This is a genomic window from Enterococcus raffinosus, assembly GCF_018917525.1.
Taxonomy (GTDB): Bacteria; Bacillota; Bacilli; order Lactobacillales; family Enterococcaceae; genus Enterococcus_A; species Enterococcus_A raffinosus_A.
In genome coordinates, this window is the sequence record NZ_JAHLOS010000033.1 from 17,666 (window position 1) to 37,215 (window position 19,550).

Annotated in this window: 14 protein-coding genes and 1 pseudogene; 13 read left to right on the forward strand and 2 right to left on the reverse strand. The window is 36.7% G+C overall.

The features are described 5' to 3' along the window. The first annotated feature begins 6 nt into the window (after positions 1 to 6). The 10 genes from KQI58_RS17030 (at position 7) to mobP2 (ending at position 10,009) form a co-directional block, all read left to right on the forward strand. Positions 7 to 375, forward strand: coding sequence for a DUF5592 family protein (locus KQI58_RS17030; RefSeq protein ID WP_216410204.1), 369 nt, complete (start codon positions 7 to 9; stop codon positions 373 to 375). Next, entirely contained in the window at positions 372 to 2,924 is a 2,553-nt protein-coding gene (locus KQI58_RS17035) for a conjugal transfer protein TraE (protein WP_253296007.1), read from the forward strand. Before KQI58_RS17030 ends, KQI58_RS17035 begins: the two co-directional genes overlap by 4 nt. Positions 2,925 to 3,104: 180 nt before the next feature. Beyond that, positions 3,105 to 4,268, forward strand: coding sequence for a toprim domain-containing protein (locus KQI58_RS17040; protein ID WP_216410205.1), 1,164 nt, complete (start codon positions 3,105 to 3,107; stop codon positions 4,266 to 4,268). Further along, positions 4,269 to 5,264 carry a bifunctional lytic transglycosylase/C40 family peptidase gene (locus tag KQI58_RS17045; RefSeq protein ID WP_216410206.1) on the forward strand — a complete coding sequence of 332 codons (996 nt, stop codon included), beginning with the start codon at positions 4,269 to 4,271 and terminating at the stop codon, positions 5,262 to 5,264. It abuts the gene before it with no gap. 34 nt (positions 5,265 to 5,298) lie between these two features. Further along, on the forward strand, positions 5,299 to 5,439 hold the full coding sequence (locus KQI58_RS17050) for a DUF3789 domain-containing protein (protein ID WP_127978943.1): 141 nt from the start codon (positions 5,299 to 5,301) through the stop codon (positions 5,437 to 5,439). Continuing rightward, positions 5,436 to 6,050, forward strand: a complete 615-nt coding sequence (locus KQI58_RS17055) for a DUF3021 domain-containing protein (RefSeq protein WP_216410207.1) — start codon at positions 5,436 to 5,438, stop codon at positions 6,048 to 6,050. Before KQI58_RS17050 ends, KQI58_RS17055 begins: the two co-directional genes overlap by 4 nt. Positions 6,051 to 6,065: 15 nt before the next feature. After that, complete coding sequence (locus tag KQI58_RS17060) at positions 6,066 to 7,007, forward strand: hypothetical protein (RefSeq protein WP_240667967.1); 942 nt, start codon at positions 6,066 to 6,068, stop codon at positions 7,005 to 7,007. A gap of 254 nt (positions 7,008 to 7,261) precedes the next feature. Beyond that, positions 7,262 to 7,549, forward strand: a complete 288-nt coding sequence (locus tag KQI58_RS17065; protein WP_216410208.1) for a hypothetical protein — start codon at positions 7,262 to 7,264, stop codon at positions 7,547 to 7,549. Further along, positions 7,533 to 7,934 carry a hypothetical protein gene (locus tag KQI58_RS17070; RefSeq protein WP_127978946.1) on the forward strand — a complete coding sequence of 134 codons (402 nt, stop codon included), beginning with the start codon at positions 7,533 to 7,535 and terminating at the stop codon, positions 7,932 to 7,934. Before KQI58_RS17065 ends, KQI58_RS17070 begins: the two co-directional genes overlap by 17 nt. Next, positions 7,931 to 10,009, forward strand: a complete 2,079-nt coding sequence (gene mobP2, locus KQI58_RS17075; RefSeq protein ID WP_253296008.1) for a MobP2 family relaxase — start codon at positions 7,931 to 7,933, stop codon at positions 10,007 to 10,009. The genes KQI58_RS17070 and mobP2 overlap by 4 nt, the downstream gene beginning before the upstream one ends. Before the next feature lie 167 nt (positions 10,010 to 10,176). On the opposite strand, the gene mtnN is transcribed toward mobP2, so the two are convergent. Continuing rightward, positions 10,177 to 10,839, reverse strand: a complete 663-nt coding sequence (gene mtnN, locus KQI58_RS17080; protein ID WP_216410209.1) for a 5'-methylthioadenosine/S-adenosylhomocysteine nucleosidase — start codon at positions 10,837 to 10,839, stop codon at positions 10,177 to 10,179. A 387-nt stretch (positions 10,840 to 11,226) separates the two neighbouring features. On the opposite strand from mtnN, the gene KQI58_RS23295 reads away from it, so the two are divergent. Next, positions 11,227 to 17,361 (forward strand): SNF2-related protein, encoded by a 6,135-nt coding sequence (locus tag KQI58_RS23295; protein ID WP_216410210.1) that lies wholly within the window; start codon positions 11,227 to 11,229, stop codon positions 17,359 to 17,361. Positions 17,362 to 17,370: 9 nt separating this feature from the next. On the opposite strand, the gene KQI58_RS17090 is transcribed toward KQI58_RS23295, so the two are convergent. Then, on the reverse strand, positions 17,371 to 17,697 hold the full coding sequence (locus KQI58_RS17090) for a hypothetical protein (RefSeq protein WP_216410211.1): 327 nt from the start codon (positions 17,695 to 17,697) through the stop codon (positions 17,371 to 17,373). A 598-nt stretch (positions 17,698 to 18,295) separates the two neighbouring features. Between KQI58_RS17090 and KQI58_RS22820 the strand changes: the two genes are divergently transcribed. Both KQI58_RS22820 and KQI58_RS22825 read left to right on the forward strand, forming a co-directional pair. After that, complete coding sequence (locus tag KQI58_RS22820) at positions 18,296 to 18,487, forward strand: aldo/keto reductase (RefSeq protein ID WP_253296009.1); 192 nt, start codon at positions 18,296 to 18,298, stop codon at positions 18,485 to 18,487. 79 nt (positions 18,488 to 18,566) lie between these two features. After that, positions 18,567 to 19,163, forward strand: a pseudogene (locus KQI58_RS22825) (aldo/keto reductase). The last annotated feature ends 387 nt before the right edge of the window (positions 19,164 to 19,550 follow it).

Genomic DNA, 19,550 nt, shown 5'->3' on the forward strand with positions numbered 1-19,550 from the left:
TAGTCGATGTTTGATATTCAAGAAGAGATTACTACTCCAGTAAAATTCTGGGGGAAAATTTTATTTATTGATGGTGTGGCAACATTGATTTTTTTTAATTATGCGACTCAAATTACTGAAATGGCATACCGTCCTTTTCAAGTTCCATCATTGATCTTCTTAGTGGGGATGTACCTGTTTTGGATTTTCCCCAGTAAGCATAATCAGCGAAAGCGTCATTATCACCGTTTAATCTATGTGCTTTCTAGAAATAAAAAGACCTATCTATCCATGGAATTTTATTCCTTTCAACAGGAAGAAACCTTAGATGAGACGTTGGAATCGGAAAAAGAGCTGGCTTTATTTGATTTTGAGGAGGAGGAGTTAGAGCTATGATCATTATTGATGATGCCGATGTAAAGCAGGAAGTGAAAGAAGAAAAAAGTAAACCAGACAAAAAGAAAAAGGGAAAAGCAAAAATAGTTAAGGGAAAGGCCATGTTATCGTTTATTCCTTTTCGAAGAATTATTTCTGAAGATTGCATTGCTCTTGAAGATGGAGTGACGGATTATTTTTCTATTGAGGAAGTAGCAGTTCGCAATGGCTCACAAAATGATAAAGCCACCGCCATCGAGGAGTTTTGGGATTTTCTTAGAGTAATGGAAGTCGATTGCAAGTTCATCCTTACGAACAATCCCACTGATGTGGCAGAAAATATTGACTATGCAAAGCGAAGATTCCAATTAACGGAATCCATCGATACAGATTATATCAAAGAGGAAAAAGAATACTCCCTACGTCAATTAGAATACCTAAATAGTCATTATCTATCTGGTGAGATCTACCTTCAAGTGTTCGCTGACGATCACGAGGAAATGAAATTGGTCCAAAATACGGTCCTTTCATCAAATGGATTATTTTTCAGAGTGCAGTCGATCCCATTGGCACGAAAAGTTCGGCTAATCCATTCACTTTACAATTTTGGTGATTCTTCATTACCTGGGATTCCGTATACTGGCAATGATGAGGACGGGCGACCAGCGGAGATTCAAAAAGTAGTTGATAAAAAAGGATATGACCCAATCTTTATTTGTCAAATCCAGCCAATAGCAAATCTCGGAACAAAGTCCTGCGATTATCTGAGAACGAATCAAGGCTATCTAAAAACGTTGCATGTTACCGCCTATAAGAAAAAAGGGAACCCTTTGTTTTATGGAGAAAATGTCTTCAAATTTGCCAACACTACGACAAGCATTGATATCTTTAACGTAGACAAGAGTAGCACTGATTTTGAGCGTTCGCTTAATCGTTCATTGAACGAATATGAAGATCGTATTGAATCCAGCAAAGATCGTATCAGTCGGAAAAAAGCGGCTAGTGAATATCGTAAATTGGATGAAACGATCGATACGATTATTGAAGATGATGAAGCACTAAAACAGATTCATGTCCGAATCTTTTTGCATGAACCTTCATTGGATGCTCTTGCCGACAAAGAACAAGAAGTGCTAACAAAATTAAAGAAACATGGATTTCACGCTCATTGTTTTATTGATGAAGCAGAAACAGAATACCGCGCATTGTTTGTATCATTTACCGAAAATCAGAAACAAAGAAAACGTAAAGGACAAGAAATTCGAGCGTTCATGTTGGCAGGCAGCTACTTCTTTAGTAGTGCGAAATTGGTTGATCCTAACGCGCTCTATACTGGTTATGCGCTTTATGGGAGTGGCTTAGTAGTCTTGAACCAATTCCACAAAGATCGGTCCAGAAAGAGCTATGGAGGGCTTTATATAGGAAACCAAGGATTTGGTAAGTCGACTGAGATCAAGGCGACTGCTAAGACAAATCGTTTACTTGGAAATAATACTTTTTTGTTCATGGTTTCGAATGAAGCAGAGCGATTAGTCAAAGCTTGTGGTGGCCTCCATTTTGATGCGAGGGAACCCAAAATTAACCCATGCCAGATTTATAGCACTGACTTTGATATTCAAAGCAATCAGACAAAAGATCGTCAATACTTTATCACGAATGTCACGAAAATGAAGATCATTCTATCCATGGCGGCGAATCTTTCGCAACAAACCACGAATAGCAGCCAAAAATATATTACAGATTTTTATAAGAGCTGGGTTGATGAGTATCATTTAGATATTGATCAAATCACAACTTATGATCCAGAACAATATCCTTTGTATTCAAACGTATTAGAATACGCCAAAAATCAGTATCAGAGTGAAACGGATCAGTTGGAGCGCCAAGCGTTAAAAGAAATGATTGGCGGCTTAGAAACGGTTGTAGACACCTATGGAGATATCTTTAATGTGCATACGGAGTTCTCGTTGGATCAACAAAAGTTGGTTGCCTTTAACTTAGAAAGTTTGTTGAATATTCAAGATAGTGACATTTACAATGCACAGTATTTCAACCTATATAACATGGTTTACTCTCATGCGGTTCGAGTTGGGCAACAAGAAAAGTATCTCTACACCACTAAGCAAAAGAAACCGTCTGAGATCATTTTTACAGATATTGTATCCGATGAATTTCATAATCCAATTCGAACTAGAAATGTCCAGTTATTGAATCAAATGGATCGGAATAATCGTGAAGGACGAAAAATCTTTATTGCTCAGCATTATGCGGTTCATGACATCAAGGATTGCTTCATCGACATGGACGATAATGGAAGAATGGGACCGGTATCACAAGCGGTAATGAACCTTTATAAGCTATCAACTTACCGCTTTATTTACAGACAAGATGCCTCTTCATTAGATACTCTTCGCAAGGTTTTTGGTAAAGAAATTAGTGAATCCGACCTACAAGCAATTACAAGGCTGAAGGAAGGACAATCCCATTTGAATATCAAAGGGACCACCAATATTCAGTTTAAGCGAGAAGTGAGTAAACGTGATCTAGAAATCTTTGAGGGGAGTATTTAGTTATGAAAAAAAAGGATAAGAAGCCTTTTCGACAACGCTTGAATAATGCCTCTCGCTATATCTTAGGAAATCCGGATCACTCGAAGGAAACAGGGAAAACAAAGCCCCTGTTTCTTTTTGTTTTCATATTGTATCTCTGTTACATCTTGTTCAAATATGTTTTGTAAGGAAGGTGGTTGATTGGTTGAGAAAATAAACGTATTTACGGAGAGACAGTTACGCTATGCCAGAGGAACCAATATGTTTGAATACCTTCTTTCTCGTGGCGAGAAGTTTGAGAAAGTAAGTGGAAAAACCTATGAACATGTAGCCCATGATTCTATGCGAGCAAACATTAAGACTGGAGTAGTTACTTGGTTTTCACAGTATGATGAAACACGAAAGGATAAATTATCTTCCTTTGATAACGCAATCGAATTTGCGATGCGTGTCCTTCATGAACCCTATGAGCAAACAGTTCAGCAACTGCTCGATTTCCGCAGTCAGAATCAAGTAACGGTCACTTATCAGTCTAAGAAAAATGATCCGCAAATACCTTTCTCTATGGACAATTGGCGTGAAAAAGATTTAGAAAAGTTGACCGATAAAGGGAGAGAGTATTTATCATCTCGCTACATTAGTTCTGATTTGATTTCTTTTCTGGAAGAGCAAAAATTTCTTTCTTCTGATAGCAAGAATAACCTGCTGTTTAAGTGGTATGAGTTCCGCCCATCAGGCAATCAAACGGTTGTTGGTGCAGATGTAGTTGGTACCTTTCGCAAGCCTGTAAAGCAGCGAATTAACTACAATGACTTAACGAAAGAAAAACTAAAAAGAGCCACTTTTAAAGGAATTGCCACCGGTAGTAAGCATACTGGTGGCTTTTATTTATCTGCTGGATTGGATTTCAAAACTGAGCAGCATTTATTTGTTTTTGAAGCACCCATAGAAGCTCTCTCTTATCTCGAATTGTATCAGGGGAGATTTCCCAAGAATTGTTTCTTTCACGCCATGGCTGGCATGAAATGGCAGTCTGTCGAGGAACGTATCAAAGAGATCAAATCTGCGTATCCAGAAGATAGTAAACTCAATGTCATTTTGTGTGTGAACAATGACCATGAAGCCAAAAATTTTATTGAGAAAGTTGAAAAAAACTATTCAACTACTCCACAGAATGATAGGGATTATAAGCTAAAAACACATCTTCCCAAAATTCCAGATGGCGATTGGAATGAGGTGTTGGAGTACAAGAGAACAGGGCACTTAGCGAGTCGAGAATTGAAGAAGAAAGAATACTCGGAAGCTCAGAAACTCCGCAAGAATCTTCTAGAAAAACAACCGGTGATGGAAGGCGGTGAGCGTTAAATGAAACACCTGAAAAGAAAGGTTGTCGCTGTTGTTGCTGCTTTTGGGATGATGTTTGTTCTGGTTAATGGTGTTGTCTCTGAATTTACGAGTGTTGCTATTGAGTCACAAAATACGAGCGATCGAAATGACTATACTGCTACTGGTTTATCAACGGAAGTTCTTGCCTTAAGAGAAGAATTTTTATCCGCAATGAAAGAGATCGGGATGCCAGAATCCTACATTGATTTATTGTTAGCCATCTGTATGCAGGAAAGCGGCGGGCGAGTTGAAGATGTGATGCAATCGAGTGAGAGCTTAGGCCTTTCTCCTAACACTATTAACAAGTCACAAAGCATCAAACAGGGTGTAAAAGTTCTTTGGGAGAACATTCAAGCGATTGGTGACAAGCGAGTAGAAGAGAGTGAGGAGCGGCTTAAAACTGCTGTTCAAGCATACAACTTTGGTTCGGGATTTATCTCCTATGCGCAATCAAAAGATCATAAATACTCGAAAGAGTTGGCTATCTCTTTTTCTGCAATACAAGCGGGAAAAATAGGATGGAGTAGCTATGGGGATATTAACTATATTGATAATGTATGGCGGTACTTGAAGAATCAAACGGTGCCTCCAGATATCGGAGACTTTGAACCAATATTAGCCACTATTTTACCTTATCAAGGTCAAAAATACGTCTTCGGGGGAAAAAATCCTAGCATGGGGTTTGATTGTAGTGGAATCATATCGTGGGCGTATGCGCAAAAAGGAATTATTTTTCCTTCTTATACAGTGAGTCAATGGGACTTAACTACACCCGTTCAGTTAAGTGAGGCTAGACCAGGAGATCTAGTATTTTTCCGCGGGACTTATGGGTCACCAGATTTTATTTCTCATGTTGAGTTTTACCTTAGCGACTCACTGATGTATGGAAGTAATTCAAGTGGAGTTGGTTATCACGATTGGTCGAATGAATATTGGAAAAAACATTTTGCAGGAGTTCGAAGATTAGTTCGTTAGCCAAACAAAAAAATTTAAGAAAAGAGGAAATTTTATGTTTATTCTCAGTCATTTTATCGTATTCGGATTAGGTTCCATCAGTGGTGTTGTCATCATGTGTATGATGCAAGTTGCCAAAGAATCAGACGAAAAAATGGAACTTATGCGACGTGAAAAGAAGGAGCCATCACAATGAAAAAAATAATCGGCGCTGGGGTTTTCGGAGTCGTTATAGGTCTAGTATTCGGTGTCATTATTCTGGCATTTCTTGGGGAACATACCGAACCTACGACAAAGAAAACGATCAATGACTCCAAACAATCCATCGATAGTATCGAGAGAAAAGAATCTACATCAATATCAGAAAAAAACAAATCTATTGAGCGATCCACCCACAATCAGAAAGAATATGATGCGATATCTAGGACCTGTTCAGCCTTCATCTCAGCCTTTTTTACCAACCATCCAAAGACTTCAAATGAAGAAAAAAAGGAACAGCTAATGCCATTTTTATCTGAGGTAGGAAAGAAGAAATTGTTAAAAGATTATAGCTACCAAGAAGGGACAGATATTGCTGAAACCAAAGCGGTTCGGACAACAAACTATGCAAAGTTTGACTCTGTAACGGGTAAAGCAACTGTTATGAGCTTCATGCTTTATCAGACTATTTATCCTGATCAACCAGTGATGAACGCTCAAACGATTGTTCAGTTGAGCTTAACTAAAAATGAGGAAGATATTTGGCAGATTGATCAAGCGGAAATGCGTTTACTGAATCAACCAATGCCGGAATCTTTCTTTTCGTAATGAGGAGAGATTGTCATGATAAAAAAGCAAATGGATCGTTTTCCTAAAGTATTTCGAGGCGTGTTTTCACTTTTATTTAGGCAATGGAACCGACCAAATAGAGAGTCCATGTTTTATGTAGGTATGCTTTTTCTAACGATATTTGGTCTGATTTTCATTGTGTCCAGTCGTTCAATCTTCGGTGATGATAGTGTCATTGTCGATGCCGGAATAGGACAGAAAAGCGTGGCGGAAGTAGGAAAGACAGAAGTGATGATCGTTGGTAAAACCATCAATCCAAAAACGCACTACGGGGAAATAATTTTACGAGTGGATCAACCAGTTACGGAAGTCGGAATCACTTATGAAGCGGTTGTCGGTGAGAATGAGACGAAAGTACTTGTTTCTTCTAAGCTTTCAAAAATACACGATCAATACTACTTACTACAGATCAATAAAATTCCTGATAAGTGGCGGCAACTGGTCATAGATTTTGGCTATACATCAGTTGAAAAACCAAAACTCAATACAAACTATGATGTTGAAAATGTAGAAGAAATAATCAAAAAGAAAGAAGAAAAAACAGAACAAGCCACCTTCATTTTCGACTATCGAAAGATGTCTACTGATAAGAAGTTAGCCAAGAAAAGCATGGATTCGTACATTATCCAAGTGACAGAAATTGAAATGAAAAATGTTGATAAACTTCTCAAAAAAATCGAAGAGGATTGCGATGTTCTTGATAAGGAGATTCAATTATTTATCAAGAAAATTGGAGAATTAACTGATCAAAAAGCCTTCCAAACAGAGGAGCAGCAGAAGAGTACTGACGCTGAAATAGATAATTTGCATCGTGAAATTTCATCCTATGAGACCGCTGTTCTTGATATGGAAAAACAATCAGATCAATTAAAAGAGAAGAAACAAAAATTAATTGAACGTAATCGACAATCAAAATATTTAGCCGACGAAGAATGATTTTCTTGATCAAAAAAAATGGGGTCAATCTCACTCTACAATGGGTGGCATCATTCAAGAAGTTGTGTGTCATCTGGGAAGAATGTGTAGAGTAAATGGGAAGAATCAGCAAATCTCATCCGGACGGGTTCCCCTTGCACTGCAAGGGCGGGAGCTTGTCTCCCGGAAGAACCCCTTATGCTCTTACACAAAACAGGAGGGATTAAACGAGTGCCAAGAACTGAGAGATAAAAATAGGTAGGTGAACTATCAACATGGCAAGGGTTGAAATACGGTTTGACGATGATCGAGTACCAACTGAACTGACAAAACAGGCGAAGGAAAAAGGGTATCAGAGTCGGGAAGAATACTTGAATGAGGTTCTGACAGAAGTAGCAAATGGAGAGTATCAAACAGAAACGGCAGCACTGTATCGTCAGGCCCTGGCGCTCAATCGAACGGCAATGGAAAAAATGTTTGAAGCATTGGTACTGAATATAGAGCTGGGACTAATCAAATTACCGCCAGAATTATTCGAAGGAGGCGATGGAACTGGGAAATAAGAAAGCAAATTTTTATATTGATGAAGAAATTCTAGAGACCATTGATGAAATCTGTCAGTCAAGAGTGTTGGGTGGCCGCGGCGTATTCATCAAAGAACTGGTCGAGACCTATATGAAAGGTGAACTGTTGCAATCTCAATTTGAGAATGAGGTGCTGTCTTTATTACGCCAGTACAAAAATATGTTAAACGAAATTATGGAATCTCAATTTATCCTGTTGAATGTCCTTAACACCATCTGTGAGATCAATGATTACGATAATTTTATCTCTATGGATGAGCGAAAATCATTTGCGATTACCGAATCTGAGAAGCACGTATTAATGCGAAAAAATGCGGAGATCGTTAAACATTTAGAAGATAAAAAAGCAGGGCGAAGTAGTTGAGTCAACAAAAATCTGCGGGTGTCATTTTGACAGGCGCATTTGTCATGCCTTATGCAGAATCCTTTGAGGGATACATTGATTATATGAGTCGAACGGAAGCGGTGCGAAATGAAAAGTTTCACCGCTTCAATGCGTTCAATGACACAGATGGAAAGAATTTTATTGAGGGTGCAGATGAAACAATGTTTGATCGGTACACAGACTATTTATCCAACCCATTAAAAACGAAATCGTTATTCAATCGAAGCTATGATCGGCTACCGATAGAGGTTCTCCAGTATACAAAGAAATATTTCATCGATGGGCAGGAAAACGGTTCGCCTTTATGGCAGCTGGTCTTCAGCTTTCGTAATGAGTGGCTCGTTGAAAATGGGTTGATGAATCCAAATAATAATGAAGTTCTTGAAGAAAAAATCTATGATGCGACACGAGAAGCGATGAACAGTTTGATTCATAAAGAAGGGCTGCAGGCTGAGTGGGTCGGTAGTATTCACTTCAATACTAAGCATCTTCATGTTCATGTCGGAGTGGTAGAAAAAAATCCAACAAGAGAGTGGATCTTCTATGAAGATAAAAAGAATCCCAACAACAGCGGCTGGCAGTTCAAAGGAAAGATCAAAATTCGAAACATCAACGCAACAAAAAGTAAGTTCGTAAATCACCTGTTGGCAATGCAAGATGATCTTGCGATTGTTGACTATGAAATGAAAAGCTTAATCAGTGCAGGCAGGAAAAACCTTCCTTCACTCATGGATGGTATTTTCAGTGAAAAGGTGTTCTCCCTCCAGCAAAAACTACCAAGAAATCGTAGCCGGTGGAAGTATGGGTATGGTGCTGGCCTGAACTTTAAAAAAGAACTGGATGAGTTAATCACGATGTACTTGAATGGTTACATGAAAAATGAGCTCCAAGAATTTATAGCTACACTCAAGCCTATCAGTCAAAAATATGAAGAAGCATATGGAAATCCTCAAAACAAACCAACTTACCTAGAGAATAAAATTTTTGGGAAAGATGGTCTTTATCCATCCTTGGGAAATGCGATTCTAAGACAATTCAGTGAGCTGGAGAAAACTAAGTCAGAGGCAAGACCAATTGGAAAATTGACACTATCGGATGTTCAGCAACTAGAGATAGAGCAGCGATGCGTTAAAAGTTCACTTCCTTCACCAGATGAAATTTTCACCAGTGATTCAGATGAAGGTTACGACTACTACATGGAAAATTTAATCGATCATGAGCCGCTCGTTGAGCAAGAAAACTTTTCCATACCTGATAGTGTTTCATTGGAACAAGACTTTAATGAGTTGCCAGTTGAAAAGTCGACATTTTCCAGTGCAGTTGAACTTCTCAATTCACGACTAGAGGAACTGAGTAAAGAACAAAGGCCTATTGAAGAACAGATCTCCTCTTTTGAGAAATCCATCAAAGAAACTAGAGATCAAAAATTTAAAAAAATGAAAGAGAGTTTCCAATCAAATGCGATACCCGGGATTGAAGTAACAGAGACCAATAGTTCAAGTGAAGGTATCAAAAAGATTGGATCTGTAATGCAGCATTCAGAGAAATCAAATAGGAATAAAACGAGCACAAAAAAAGTTCCTCACTATGAAGAGGGATCAAAAAATATCTCAACCTTTTCTACAATCAATCAGGATGAGATACGAAAGCAATTACCAAGTGCCACTTTCATATTCGGACCTAATCAGTGGCAGTTATCTGGACGAGAAGTAAAACCTGCAGAAAGAGAACGCCCCGTCTATATACTTGCGCCAGTATTTTCTGAAGAGGGAGGAACCAAAGAACTCATTGATTATATTTCCATTCCAATGTTTGATGTTTCTCAGACACAAAAAAGTAATTTTGATTTTGTTTATGCCAATCAAGAAAGAATAAGAATTGAGTCAAAAGTTTATCAATCAGGAATCAACAACAATGGGAAAAGAAATGATTTTGATCTAGAAAAATTGGAAAAGCAAGTTCACCAAGTGATGAAGCGATTGGAATATGATCGTCAACATAATTTGAATAGGAAAGCATATCGTGAAATCAACAGAGAAGTATTTTTAGGATGATCGTAAATCAAAATTGATTAGTGTTAAACGTTACTTAGATTAGACAAAAATTTTATTCAAATTAGTAAGTTTCGAAGATTGACTTATGCCCCTCTTTAATAATTCAAAAGTTTAGTAATTTGGGGCCATCAAGGAGAAGAGCATGAATGAATAGTTAAATAGAAAGTTTAGTCTATTTTGTAAATTAAGCATATTAGATTAAAGATTTTTGTCATCAACTTTTTTTGTTTCGTTTCTCCAATGTTGGCTGCTTGTGAATTAGCTATGTCAGAAACAATACGTATGGATAAAAAGTTTATTTTGTTCAAAAAACAGCATTGAGCTATTGAGGCTGATTCCATGTCAACACAATCAATATGAAAGTCATTAATTAAAGATTTTCTTTGTTCAGAAGTGGTGACGAAACCTTCACCTGTACCAAAAATACCCATTTTTAATGATGGATCATGTTTTGAGAATGAATGAATTAAATCTTCATTTGCTTCGTAAAAGAGTTGATTAGGAAATTTGAGTTGCGATTGTTTTTTTCGAATGTCGTAATGACAGTATTTCTTTCCAATGTAAATATCTGATAAAGAAGAACTGGACGATATTCCTCCACAAATACCTATATTAAGAACCAACTCTGGAGAAAACTTTTCAAGTAACACTTGGGTATAAATGGAACTATTCGTTTTACCTTGACCGGAGCACAGTAAAATAAATTGATGGTTGCCTTGGTTTGAAACATAGAATTTTCTTTCTAGATACTCGAATATTTGTACAGGAGGTAGCTTTTCTATCAAGGGTTCGATTTCCAACTCCATAGCAGAAACAATTCCAATTTTCATAATAGAACCTCCAAAATGATTTTAGAAAATTGTACCATAAAAAAAAATAATGAAACAAGGTAACAAAAAGTCCGTTAACGGAGAAGTTGCATAGTTCTGTAGGCCAGGAATGAATTATTTTGATAACGATAAAAAAACATTCGCCTAATGATTGCTTATTAAGTAGCTATGAATAGAATTAGCAATTGTGTCAGAAAAGAAAAACAAAGCCGTACCAACTAGTGAAATAAAAAAGTTTAAATTATAAGCTACTCAACTCTATCTCTAATAAAAGAGTTGCTAAATATACGAATCTATGTAAAACTAAACATATCTTAAAAGATATGTTTGGTAAAATGGTTGAATGAAAAATGATCGTCCAGTGTAAGAAGGTAAAGGAGGAAATCAATGGCTCAACCACAAACATTTAATGAAATCTATCAAAATGTCACAAAGCAAATCAATTCTTCAGTCGATGAATGGAAATCATTTTTAGACTTTAGTAGTCAAGTACACAAGTATACATTTCCTGAAAAATTGATGATTTATGATCAGAATCCAAACGTAGAATATTTGGCTGATTTTCAAACTTGGAATGAGTTGGGACGGATGATTAAGAGAAACGAGTCAAGTATTATCCTATTCGAAGATCTCAATGATCGTTTCTCCATTCGGCAGCTCTTTGATTACCGTCAAACATACGGAGAAGAAATCTCCTTTCCGGACTGGTCACTATCAATTGATGATGCTCGAAAAGCAGTAGAAGTATTTTATCAAAAAACTTTTTCCGAATCGCTTCCGGATAATCGGTGGGATGTTGGTTTCTATGATTTAATTGATCATGGTGTTCAGTATTATGCGGATAAAGATACTGCAAATTTTATTCGGCAAGATCAAACCAAGCTATTTATTTCAGAGTCTGTGAACTTTGTTATTGGTAAAAAAATAAATTCATTTCGAACTATTTCGGATGATTTTGTTTTGGAACAAATTCGTGATTATAAACCGGGATTTGAGTTAAATAATGTCGGAGTTGTTATCTCTGAAGTGTCTCAGAAAATGTTGCAACATATCTACTCAATTCACCAAGAATTACAAAAAGAGGAGGAAAAAAATCATGAACACACCTTTAGTACAGATGTCGAACCAGAAAGAATTCGATCAACCGCTTCAGGATTATGGAATGATCGCGAAGGAATATCTGAAGGAGAATTATCCGTTCCGATACACCAACCTCATGACGGAGGGGGACTTGATGGAGTACCTACACAATCTCCAGGAATGGGCGATCAATCAGGAGATGAACTTAGAGCAACAAGCGCTGAAAGTGAATCCATACCCGAACACCGAGAATTCGTTACAGTTGTCGAATCACTTGAAAGTGATTCAATCTCAAGTGAGGGAACAAGTGATCCTAGAGATTCAGAGTCAGATCAACAATCCATAGATCAACCTGAAAAGGAAGCAGATAGTCAAATTCTGCTTCCTTTTTTTGAGCCTGAAAGTGAAGTTGAAATTGAAGAAACTAGTAATCCGAAAGATGAAATCATTCCAGCCGAAATTCCCCAATCACTCGCAGATGAACTTATAGTAAATAAGTCAGTTAGTGATCAAGGTGAGGGAAATGAGCTGAATGAGCCTTTCGATCTTTTTGATTTCGATTTTTCTGATGATACAACAAGCGATGAAATTTCGACGAAGAAACAAGAAAGCAAAAACTATTATCTGGACACAACAAACCAATACAGCATTGGTAAAAGAGAAAAGTTTAGAGACAATATTCGTGCCATTCTCACACTTCATCAGTTGGAGGCAGGCGAATTAGACCTTAGCCGTGAGAATCAGGATATTCTAGTAAGATATAGCGGGTGGGGAGGACTTCAAGAAGCTTTTGATGAGCGAGATTCTTCATGGCAAAAGGAATATCAAGAGTTGAAGTTATTATTACCGGGAAAGGAATATGAAAAAGCTCGAAGCTCGGTACTGACTGCTTTTTATACTTCGACTGAAATCGTTCAAGAGATGTATGCAGCGTTAAATCAGATAGGGGATTTTTCTCAAAAGAAATTGCTAGATCCAGGTATGGGCACTGGAAACTTCTTTATGAATCTTCCTGAGAAATTACGATCAACAGAACAGATCGGAATAGAAATTGATCCTTTGACAAGTAGAATAGCGAAACTACTATTGCCTGATGCTACGATTTATCAAACTGGTTACGAAAATGTAGAAATTACTGAAAAAGTCGATGCTGTGATTACAAACGTGCCCTTTAATAATATACGGATTCGAGATAAGAAATATGATCAACATAGATTTCCAATTCATGAATATTTTTTGGCAAAATCAATCGATGTATTAAAAGAAAATGGAGTCATGATGGTAATCACCTCAGCCTCTCTAATGGATAAGAAAACTGATAGAGCAAGAGAATATTTAGCAAAGCGTGCCAATTTAATAGGCGCAATTCGCATGCCAAAAACTGCCTTTCAACAAGCTGCTGGAACTCAAGTAATTTCTGATATTTTATTGTTCCAAAAAAAATCATACAGTAAAATGACGCAAGCTTATGAGCCACCAACCTGGACAGAATCTATTCCTCACCCTGATTTCTCTGAAATTCATATGAATCGATATTTTGTAGAAAATCCCTCTCACATTTTAGGGGATATTGCCATTAAGAATTTTCATGGACAAACAATGGATATATTACCTAAAAATGAAACGCCATTTAGAGAACAGCTTCATAATGCTTTTCAATCTTTCATAGAAGATAAAGAATTTCTACAAACGAGTAAACCAGTTAACAACCGTTTCTCAAGATCAATCCCCTCGATTGAGCCGCTTAAACCGAAAGATATCGATGTTCCTTCAGACGCTCGAAAGTTTACGTTTTTAGAAATTGACTCAACGATCATTTATCATCATACAGATGGGAAATACGATCTTATCCCGCAAGGCCGGCGACAACAGAAGATCCAGATGATGCTAACGGTCAAAGAAGTACTAAATGATGTTATTGCATTACAACAAGGAATCTATACTCCCGAGCAATTAAACGCTCAACTGGAAAAATTGAATACTTCTTATGATCGATTTACAGCAAGATACGGATTTTTCAACACGAAAGAAAATATTCGAGACTTGAGGATGGATGACCAATACCCATTACTGCGTTCAATTGAAAAAGAACAAAGCAATACTTTTGTGAAGCAGCCAATCTTTTTTAAAGCGACAATCCAACCGCCTACAGTTATTTCCGAAGTAGATACTTCATCAAAGGCTCTGGAGCTATCTTTGGCAAAAACTGCACGTGTAGATTTTCCATTTATTCAATCTATTTATCCAAATCACTCAATTGAAGAAATAATCGAAGATTTAGAAGGTCAGATTTTTTTGAATCCACAAAAACTGCAATCGCTTGGACTCGAAAAATCATGGGAATACTGCGATGAATATTTAACGGGAAATGTCAAAGAAAAATTAACCGTTGCAACATTGTCCTCTGCTAGAGAAAGTGATCCAGAGCTGAAGAAACAGTATGAAAAGAATGTTGTTGCCCTGGAAGCTGCACAGCCAGCTCCCTTACAAGCCGGTGATATTGATTTCAAATTAGGATCTCCATGGATTCCTTTGGAGTATTATAATCAGTTCATGTATCAATTGTTGGAAGTGTCCAATTACCAGAGAGGAACTGGAGTAGGGAAAGTCTTTATTGATTACTTAGACCATAATGCCTCTTGGCGAGTGGTTGGTGTAAGTCGCAAGACAGGGGATGTGCTTTCGAGTAAAACGTTTGGAACTGCCAGAAAGAATGCCTACGAAATTATAGAAGCTGCTTTGAATCTTCAACAAGTAAAAGTAAACGATAAGGTTCTTGATGAGGATACCAATAAATATAAATATGTGCTGAATCCTGAACAGACAATGATTGCTCGGGAAAAACAAGCGGAAATTGAAGAGATGTTCAAACAATGGTTGTTTTCTGATTCTGAGCGTCGTACACATCTTCTAGAAATCTACAATGAAAAGTTTAACAATATAGTACCAAGAACTTATAACGGAGACTCTTTAGTTTTTGATGATATGAATATTCAAATGGCTTTACGTCCTCACCAAAAAAATGTAGTGGCACGTATTCTATATAGTGGTTCTGCTCTTATGGCGCATGAGGTTGGTGCCGGTAAAACAGCTGCGATGCTAAGTGCAGGAATGTATTTGAAGAAAAACAATATTATCTCGAAGCCACTTTATGTAGTGCCTAATCACTTAACCGAACAATGGGGAAAAGAAATCTTGACGTTCTATCCTAGTGCGAATATTCTAATCACGACTAAAAAAGATTTTGAGAAGGACAATCGGAATCAGTTTGTTTCTAAGATTGCGACTGGTGATTATGACGCGATCATTATTGGTCATAGTCAGTTCGAGCGAATTCCGTTGAGTCAAGAGCGTCAGGAGGAAATGATTCGTAATCAGATATATGAAGTAACTAATATTGTTCAGCAACTATATGACAATGATGGTCAGCGGTGGTCGATCAAACAGATGGAGAAATTCAAGGAAAATCTTGAAGACAAACTTGAACGTTTACACAATGAGGATAAAAAAGATAACTTATTGACCTTCGAACAATTGGGGGTCGATTTTTTATTTGTTGATGAAGCACATACCTACAAAAATTTATTTACCTATACAAAGATGCAAAATGTGGCTGGAATAGGTAAATCAAATAGTCAACGTGCAACGGATATGTTAAACAAGGTCCGCTATATTCAAGAAAAACATGAGGGATCCAATATTGTTTTTGCGACCGGGACACCGATCTCGAATTCCATGAGTGAGATGTATGTGATGCAGTATTTTCTCCAACCACAAGAATTGACTCGCCGGGGCTTAAGTTCATTCGATTCTTGGGCTGCTACTTTTGGACAAGTGGTTTCTTCTTTAGAGATCACTCCAGAAGCAAATGGGTATCGGATGCGGGATCGCTTCAGTAAATTTCATAACTTGCCGGAGCTGATGAATATGTTTAACTTAGTGGCCGACATTCAAACTTCAGATATGTTGGATCTACCTATTCCAAGACTAAAAGGTGAGAAAGTTCAAACGATCATCACCAATAAAACGGCTTTTCAAGACCAAATGATGGATGAATTTGTCTCACGTTCTGAAAAGATTCGAAATGGCATGGTCAATCCCAGAGAAGACAATATGTTGAAACTGACCCACGAAGCAAAACTTATGGCGATAGATAGTCGGTTAGTTGATCCGAGTCAACCTAGAGAGTCCGATTCAAAATTGAGTGTTTGTTGCAACACAGTGTTCAACATTTGGAAAGAGAACTCAGAAAAACGCTCCACTCAAATGATTTTTTCAGATGCAGGTACACCAAAACCAAATGAGTTCAATGTTTATGATGAAATCAAAGACCAATTGATGGAAAAAGGTATTCCAGCAGAAGAAATTGCCTTTATTCATGACGCGAAAACGGATCTTCAGAAGGATACTCTTTTTGAAAAAATGAGATCTGGAGATATTCGCATACTTCTTGGTAGTACACAAAAGGTCGGTACCGGAACCAACGTCCAGAATAAATTAATCGCAGCACACCATATTGATTGCCCCTGGAAACCGTCAGACTTGACGCAGCGTGAAGGACGAATTTTGAGACAAGGGAATGAAAATGAAGAAGTTGCTATCTATCGATACGTCACAAAAGGGACCTTTGATAGCTACCTCTGGCAAATTCAGGAGCAAAAGCTAACATATATTTCGCAAGTTATGACTGGAAAAAGTATTTCTAGATCTTGTGAAGACTTGGATGAAACCGTTCTATCAGCGAGTGAAGTAAAAGCGATTGCTACAGAAAATCCTTTGTTGGCTGAAAAAATGTCTATCGATAATGAAGTCACTCGGTTGAAACTGTTGCGATCGCAGTGGGAGAATCAACGAAGTCGATTGGATCAAGATTTGAGAATTACCTATCCTAATAAGTTAGCCAGATCGAAGGAGATGCTGGGAAAATATGAGGCTGATGAAAAGACTTTAAAAAAGAATCCGATTGAGGAGTTCGCAATGACGATCAAGGGAAAGTATTTTTCAAAAAGACAAGAAGCTTTTGATGAAATTCAAGCAAAATATTTTTTAACAACAGTAGATCATAATGGGAATGCGACAATTGATATTGGTAGTTTTAGGGGATTAACAGTTGTTATAGAAAGGAGTACGACTCAAGACCATCTTGTTCTAAAAGGTGAGTCCATCTATCGTACTGGATTTAATATCGAAACAGGGACCGGAAATATTACCAAGTTAATGAACTTACCGAACAAGGTGGCTGAAAATGCAAAAATTACTCAAGAAGTTATACTAGATACTCTTCAACAGATTAGCAGTGCAGAGAAGACGATTGAGAAACCTTTTGCTAAGCAGGAAGAACTAGATAAAAAAGTTAAGCGGCAGCGTGAGATAACACGTGAAATGGAATTAGATGCATTAAAAAAGGAAAGTGTAAAACAAGTAATTCAAGAGAAAGAATAAACCTGAGAACTATTTTTTCTCAGGTTTTCTTGGAACGTTTTTTCGTTTATTCTCACCATACTCGATGGTTTGTTTTTTTAGAAATAAATTTACCTTTCCTGGACCTTCTCCTTTTGAAAAAAAAGGAAATAGTAAACCATTTCTAATGGATTGGCCGATCGCAGTATATGATTGATCCGTATATGACCTAGCTTCGCTTCTTGTTAAAAGATTGTTTTGTAACCAGTAATATAGATAATCTTGTTTTTTTGATTCTGTTAATTTATCTAAAAGATAGTCTAAATCCTCTTGTGAATTGATTTGCTCAAATAAATCATCGATCCCTTTTTTATTCATGAAACCGTCCCTTCGTAAGAAAGTATATCACAACAAACCTCTGAATATTATAAAGTGAATGAATTTTAAAATGAACATATCTTTAAAGACATGTGCAAATGTGGTAGAATCATTTTGAAGGGAGTGAAAAAATTGTTTTTGATAACCGAAATAGGTTCACTCATTAAGATTATTGGTTCAGTTTTGGCATATATCCTCTTTATCCCAATAAATTTATTGGATAAATATTTTATCAGTAGGATTCTTTTTGAACAATCATCTTCTAAGACACTTGCTCTAGTTGTTGTACTTATCTTTTTTTTCGTTGCTCTTGGCTTGCTTATGAGATCAGTTGTACTAATAATTAAAGTTGGAGCTATTATTCTAAGTGTATATTTACTGTCAGATTTCCTCATCGGTTTGTTATTTTTTTCATTATGTTTTTTTTTATTAAAAGAATGGTGGAAAAGTGCAACCTAAATAGACATATTTTTTTTTACTAAAAAACGACTCTAAAAGTTCAATATAATAGAAAAATTTGAAATTTCAAAAATCTAAACTATTGGAGGTAAATAATGAGATTTAAACATTTAAAAAAGCTGATGTTACTATTACAGAAATGGCTATTGGAACGTGGGCCATTGGTGATCAGATGTGGGTAGAAGTCAACGATCACGATTCTATTGCTGCAATTCATGCAATGATTGATCAAGGAGTGAATCTCATTGATACAGTACCAATTTATGCAGATGGTCATTCTGAATCAGTCGTTGGAACAGCACTTAAAACGGATATCGTGAGAAAGTACTAGTTGCAACAAAATTTGGAGTTAGTTATGCATCTAATAGAAGTATCATTAACGATAATAGTTATGATAACGTTTTAGAAGAGTGCGATCAGTCGTTGAAAAGATTAGGTGTGATGCAATTAATATTTATATTGTACACTGGCCTGATCCAAAAACACCTATTCAAGAAACAATGAAAGTATTAAATCACCTCAAATAAGTTGGGAAAATTCGTTTTATCGGAATGTCAAATTTTTATAAAGCTGGGGTTGAAGAAGCTAAACAATATGCGCAAATTGATTTTCTACAATTACCATGTAGCATGGTAATTGTAGATGGCAAACTACTTCTGCAATGGTGTGAAGAACAAGGAATAGGTACAATGACCTATGGATCATTGGCGTCTGGGATTCTTACTGGTACTATTCGGACAAAACCAGATTGATCTCAAGATGATGTACGATTGACATTCTATGATTATTATCATGAACCAAAGTTTTAAAAAATCATTAAGTTGCTTGAAATTATGGATGATCTTAGTGAAAAGAACAAACAACCACTTGCTCAAATTGCTTTATATTGGAGTTCTTCTAAAACATTTGTAACTACAGCTATTGTAGGAGTCAGAAACCCTAAAGAAGCAAAACAAAATACGAGTACATTTGAATGGCAAATAAGTTCAGAAGATTTAGATTGCTGAATAAAAAAAATTGGATTAGGTATCTCTGATGGAACAACAATGAGTGCAGCTAAAAGAAAAACTGAATAGAAAAACACGGCAGAGGTATAGTAACTAATAAACATCCGAGAAAAATTGATTTACTGGTATAAAAATAATTAAGCCTTATTATGACAATTTTGTAAAAACACAAACTTAATAATATATTCTTGATAAGAAGCCCAATCTTCTTAGTTATATGATTGGGCTATTTTTGTGTTTAAGTGCCCATTTACGGTGATGATATAACAAATGCATTATTTAGAATACTGTCATAATTAAACTATGGGTATTTGAAATACCTAGGGAGGCTATTTTGAACCAGCGTAACACTCATAAATAGGAGATAAGTATCTTTCTTCGAAGTTG

What these genes read in the sequence shown, in the direction of transcription:
- KQI58_RS17045 (WP_216410206.1), top strand. Translation starts at nt 4,269, where the DNA reads ATGAAACACCTGAAAAGAAAGGTTGTCGCTGTTGTTGCTGCTTTTGGG.
- KQI58_RS17060 (WP_240667967.1), top strand. Translation starts at nt 6,066, where the DNA reads ATGATAAAAAAGCAAATGGATCGTTTTCCTAAAGTATTTCGAGGCGTG.
- KQI58_RS22820 (WP_253296009.1), top strand. Translation starts at nt 18,296, where the DNA reads ATGGCTATTGGAACGTGGGCCATTGGTGATCAGATGTGGGTAGAAGTC.
- KQI58_RS17070 (WP_127978946.1), top strand. Translation starts at nt 7,533, where the DNA reads ATGGAACTGGGAAATAAGAAAGCAAATTTTTATATTGATGAAGAAATT.
- mtnN (WP_216410209.1), bottom strand. Translation starts at nt 10,839, where the DNA reads ATGAAAATTGGAATTGTTTCTGCTATGGAGTTGGAAATCGAACCCTTG.
- KQI58_RS23295 (WP_216410210.1), top strand. Translation starts at nt 11,227, where the DNA reads ATGGCTCAACCACAAACATTTAATGAAATCTATCAAAATGTCACAAAG.
- KQI58_RS17030 (WP_216410204.1), top strand. Translation starts at nt 7, where the DNA reads ATGTTTGATATTCAAGAAGAGATTACTACTCCAGTAAAATTCTGGGGG.
- KQI58_RS17065 (WP_216410208.1), top strand. Translation starts at nt 7,262, where the DNA reads ATGGCAAGGGTTGAAATACGGTTTGACGATGATCGAGTACCAACTGAA.
- KQI58_RS17050 (WP_127978943.1), top strand. Translation starts at nt 5,299, where the DNA reads ATGTTTATTCTCAGTCATTTTATCGTATTCGGATTAGGTTCCATCAGT.
- KQI58_RS17090 (WP_216410211.1), bottom strand. Translation starts at nt 17,697, where the DNA reads ATGAATAAAAAAGGGATCGATGATTTATTTGAGCAAATCAATTCACAA.
- KQI58_RS17035 (WP_253296007.1), top strand. Translation starts at nt 372, where the DNA reads ATGATCATTATTGATGATGCCGATGTAAAGCAGGAAGTGAAAGAAGAA.
- KQI58_RS17055 (WP_216410207.1), top strand. Translation starts at nt 5,436, where the DNA reads ATGAAAAAAATAATCGGCGCTGGGGTTTTCGGAGTCGTTATAGGTCTA.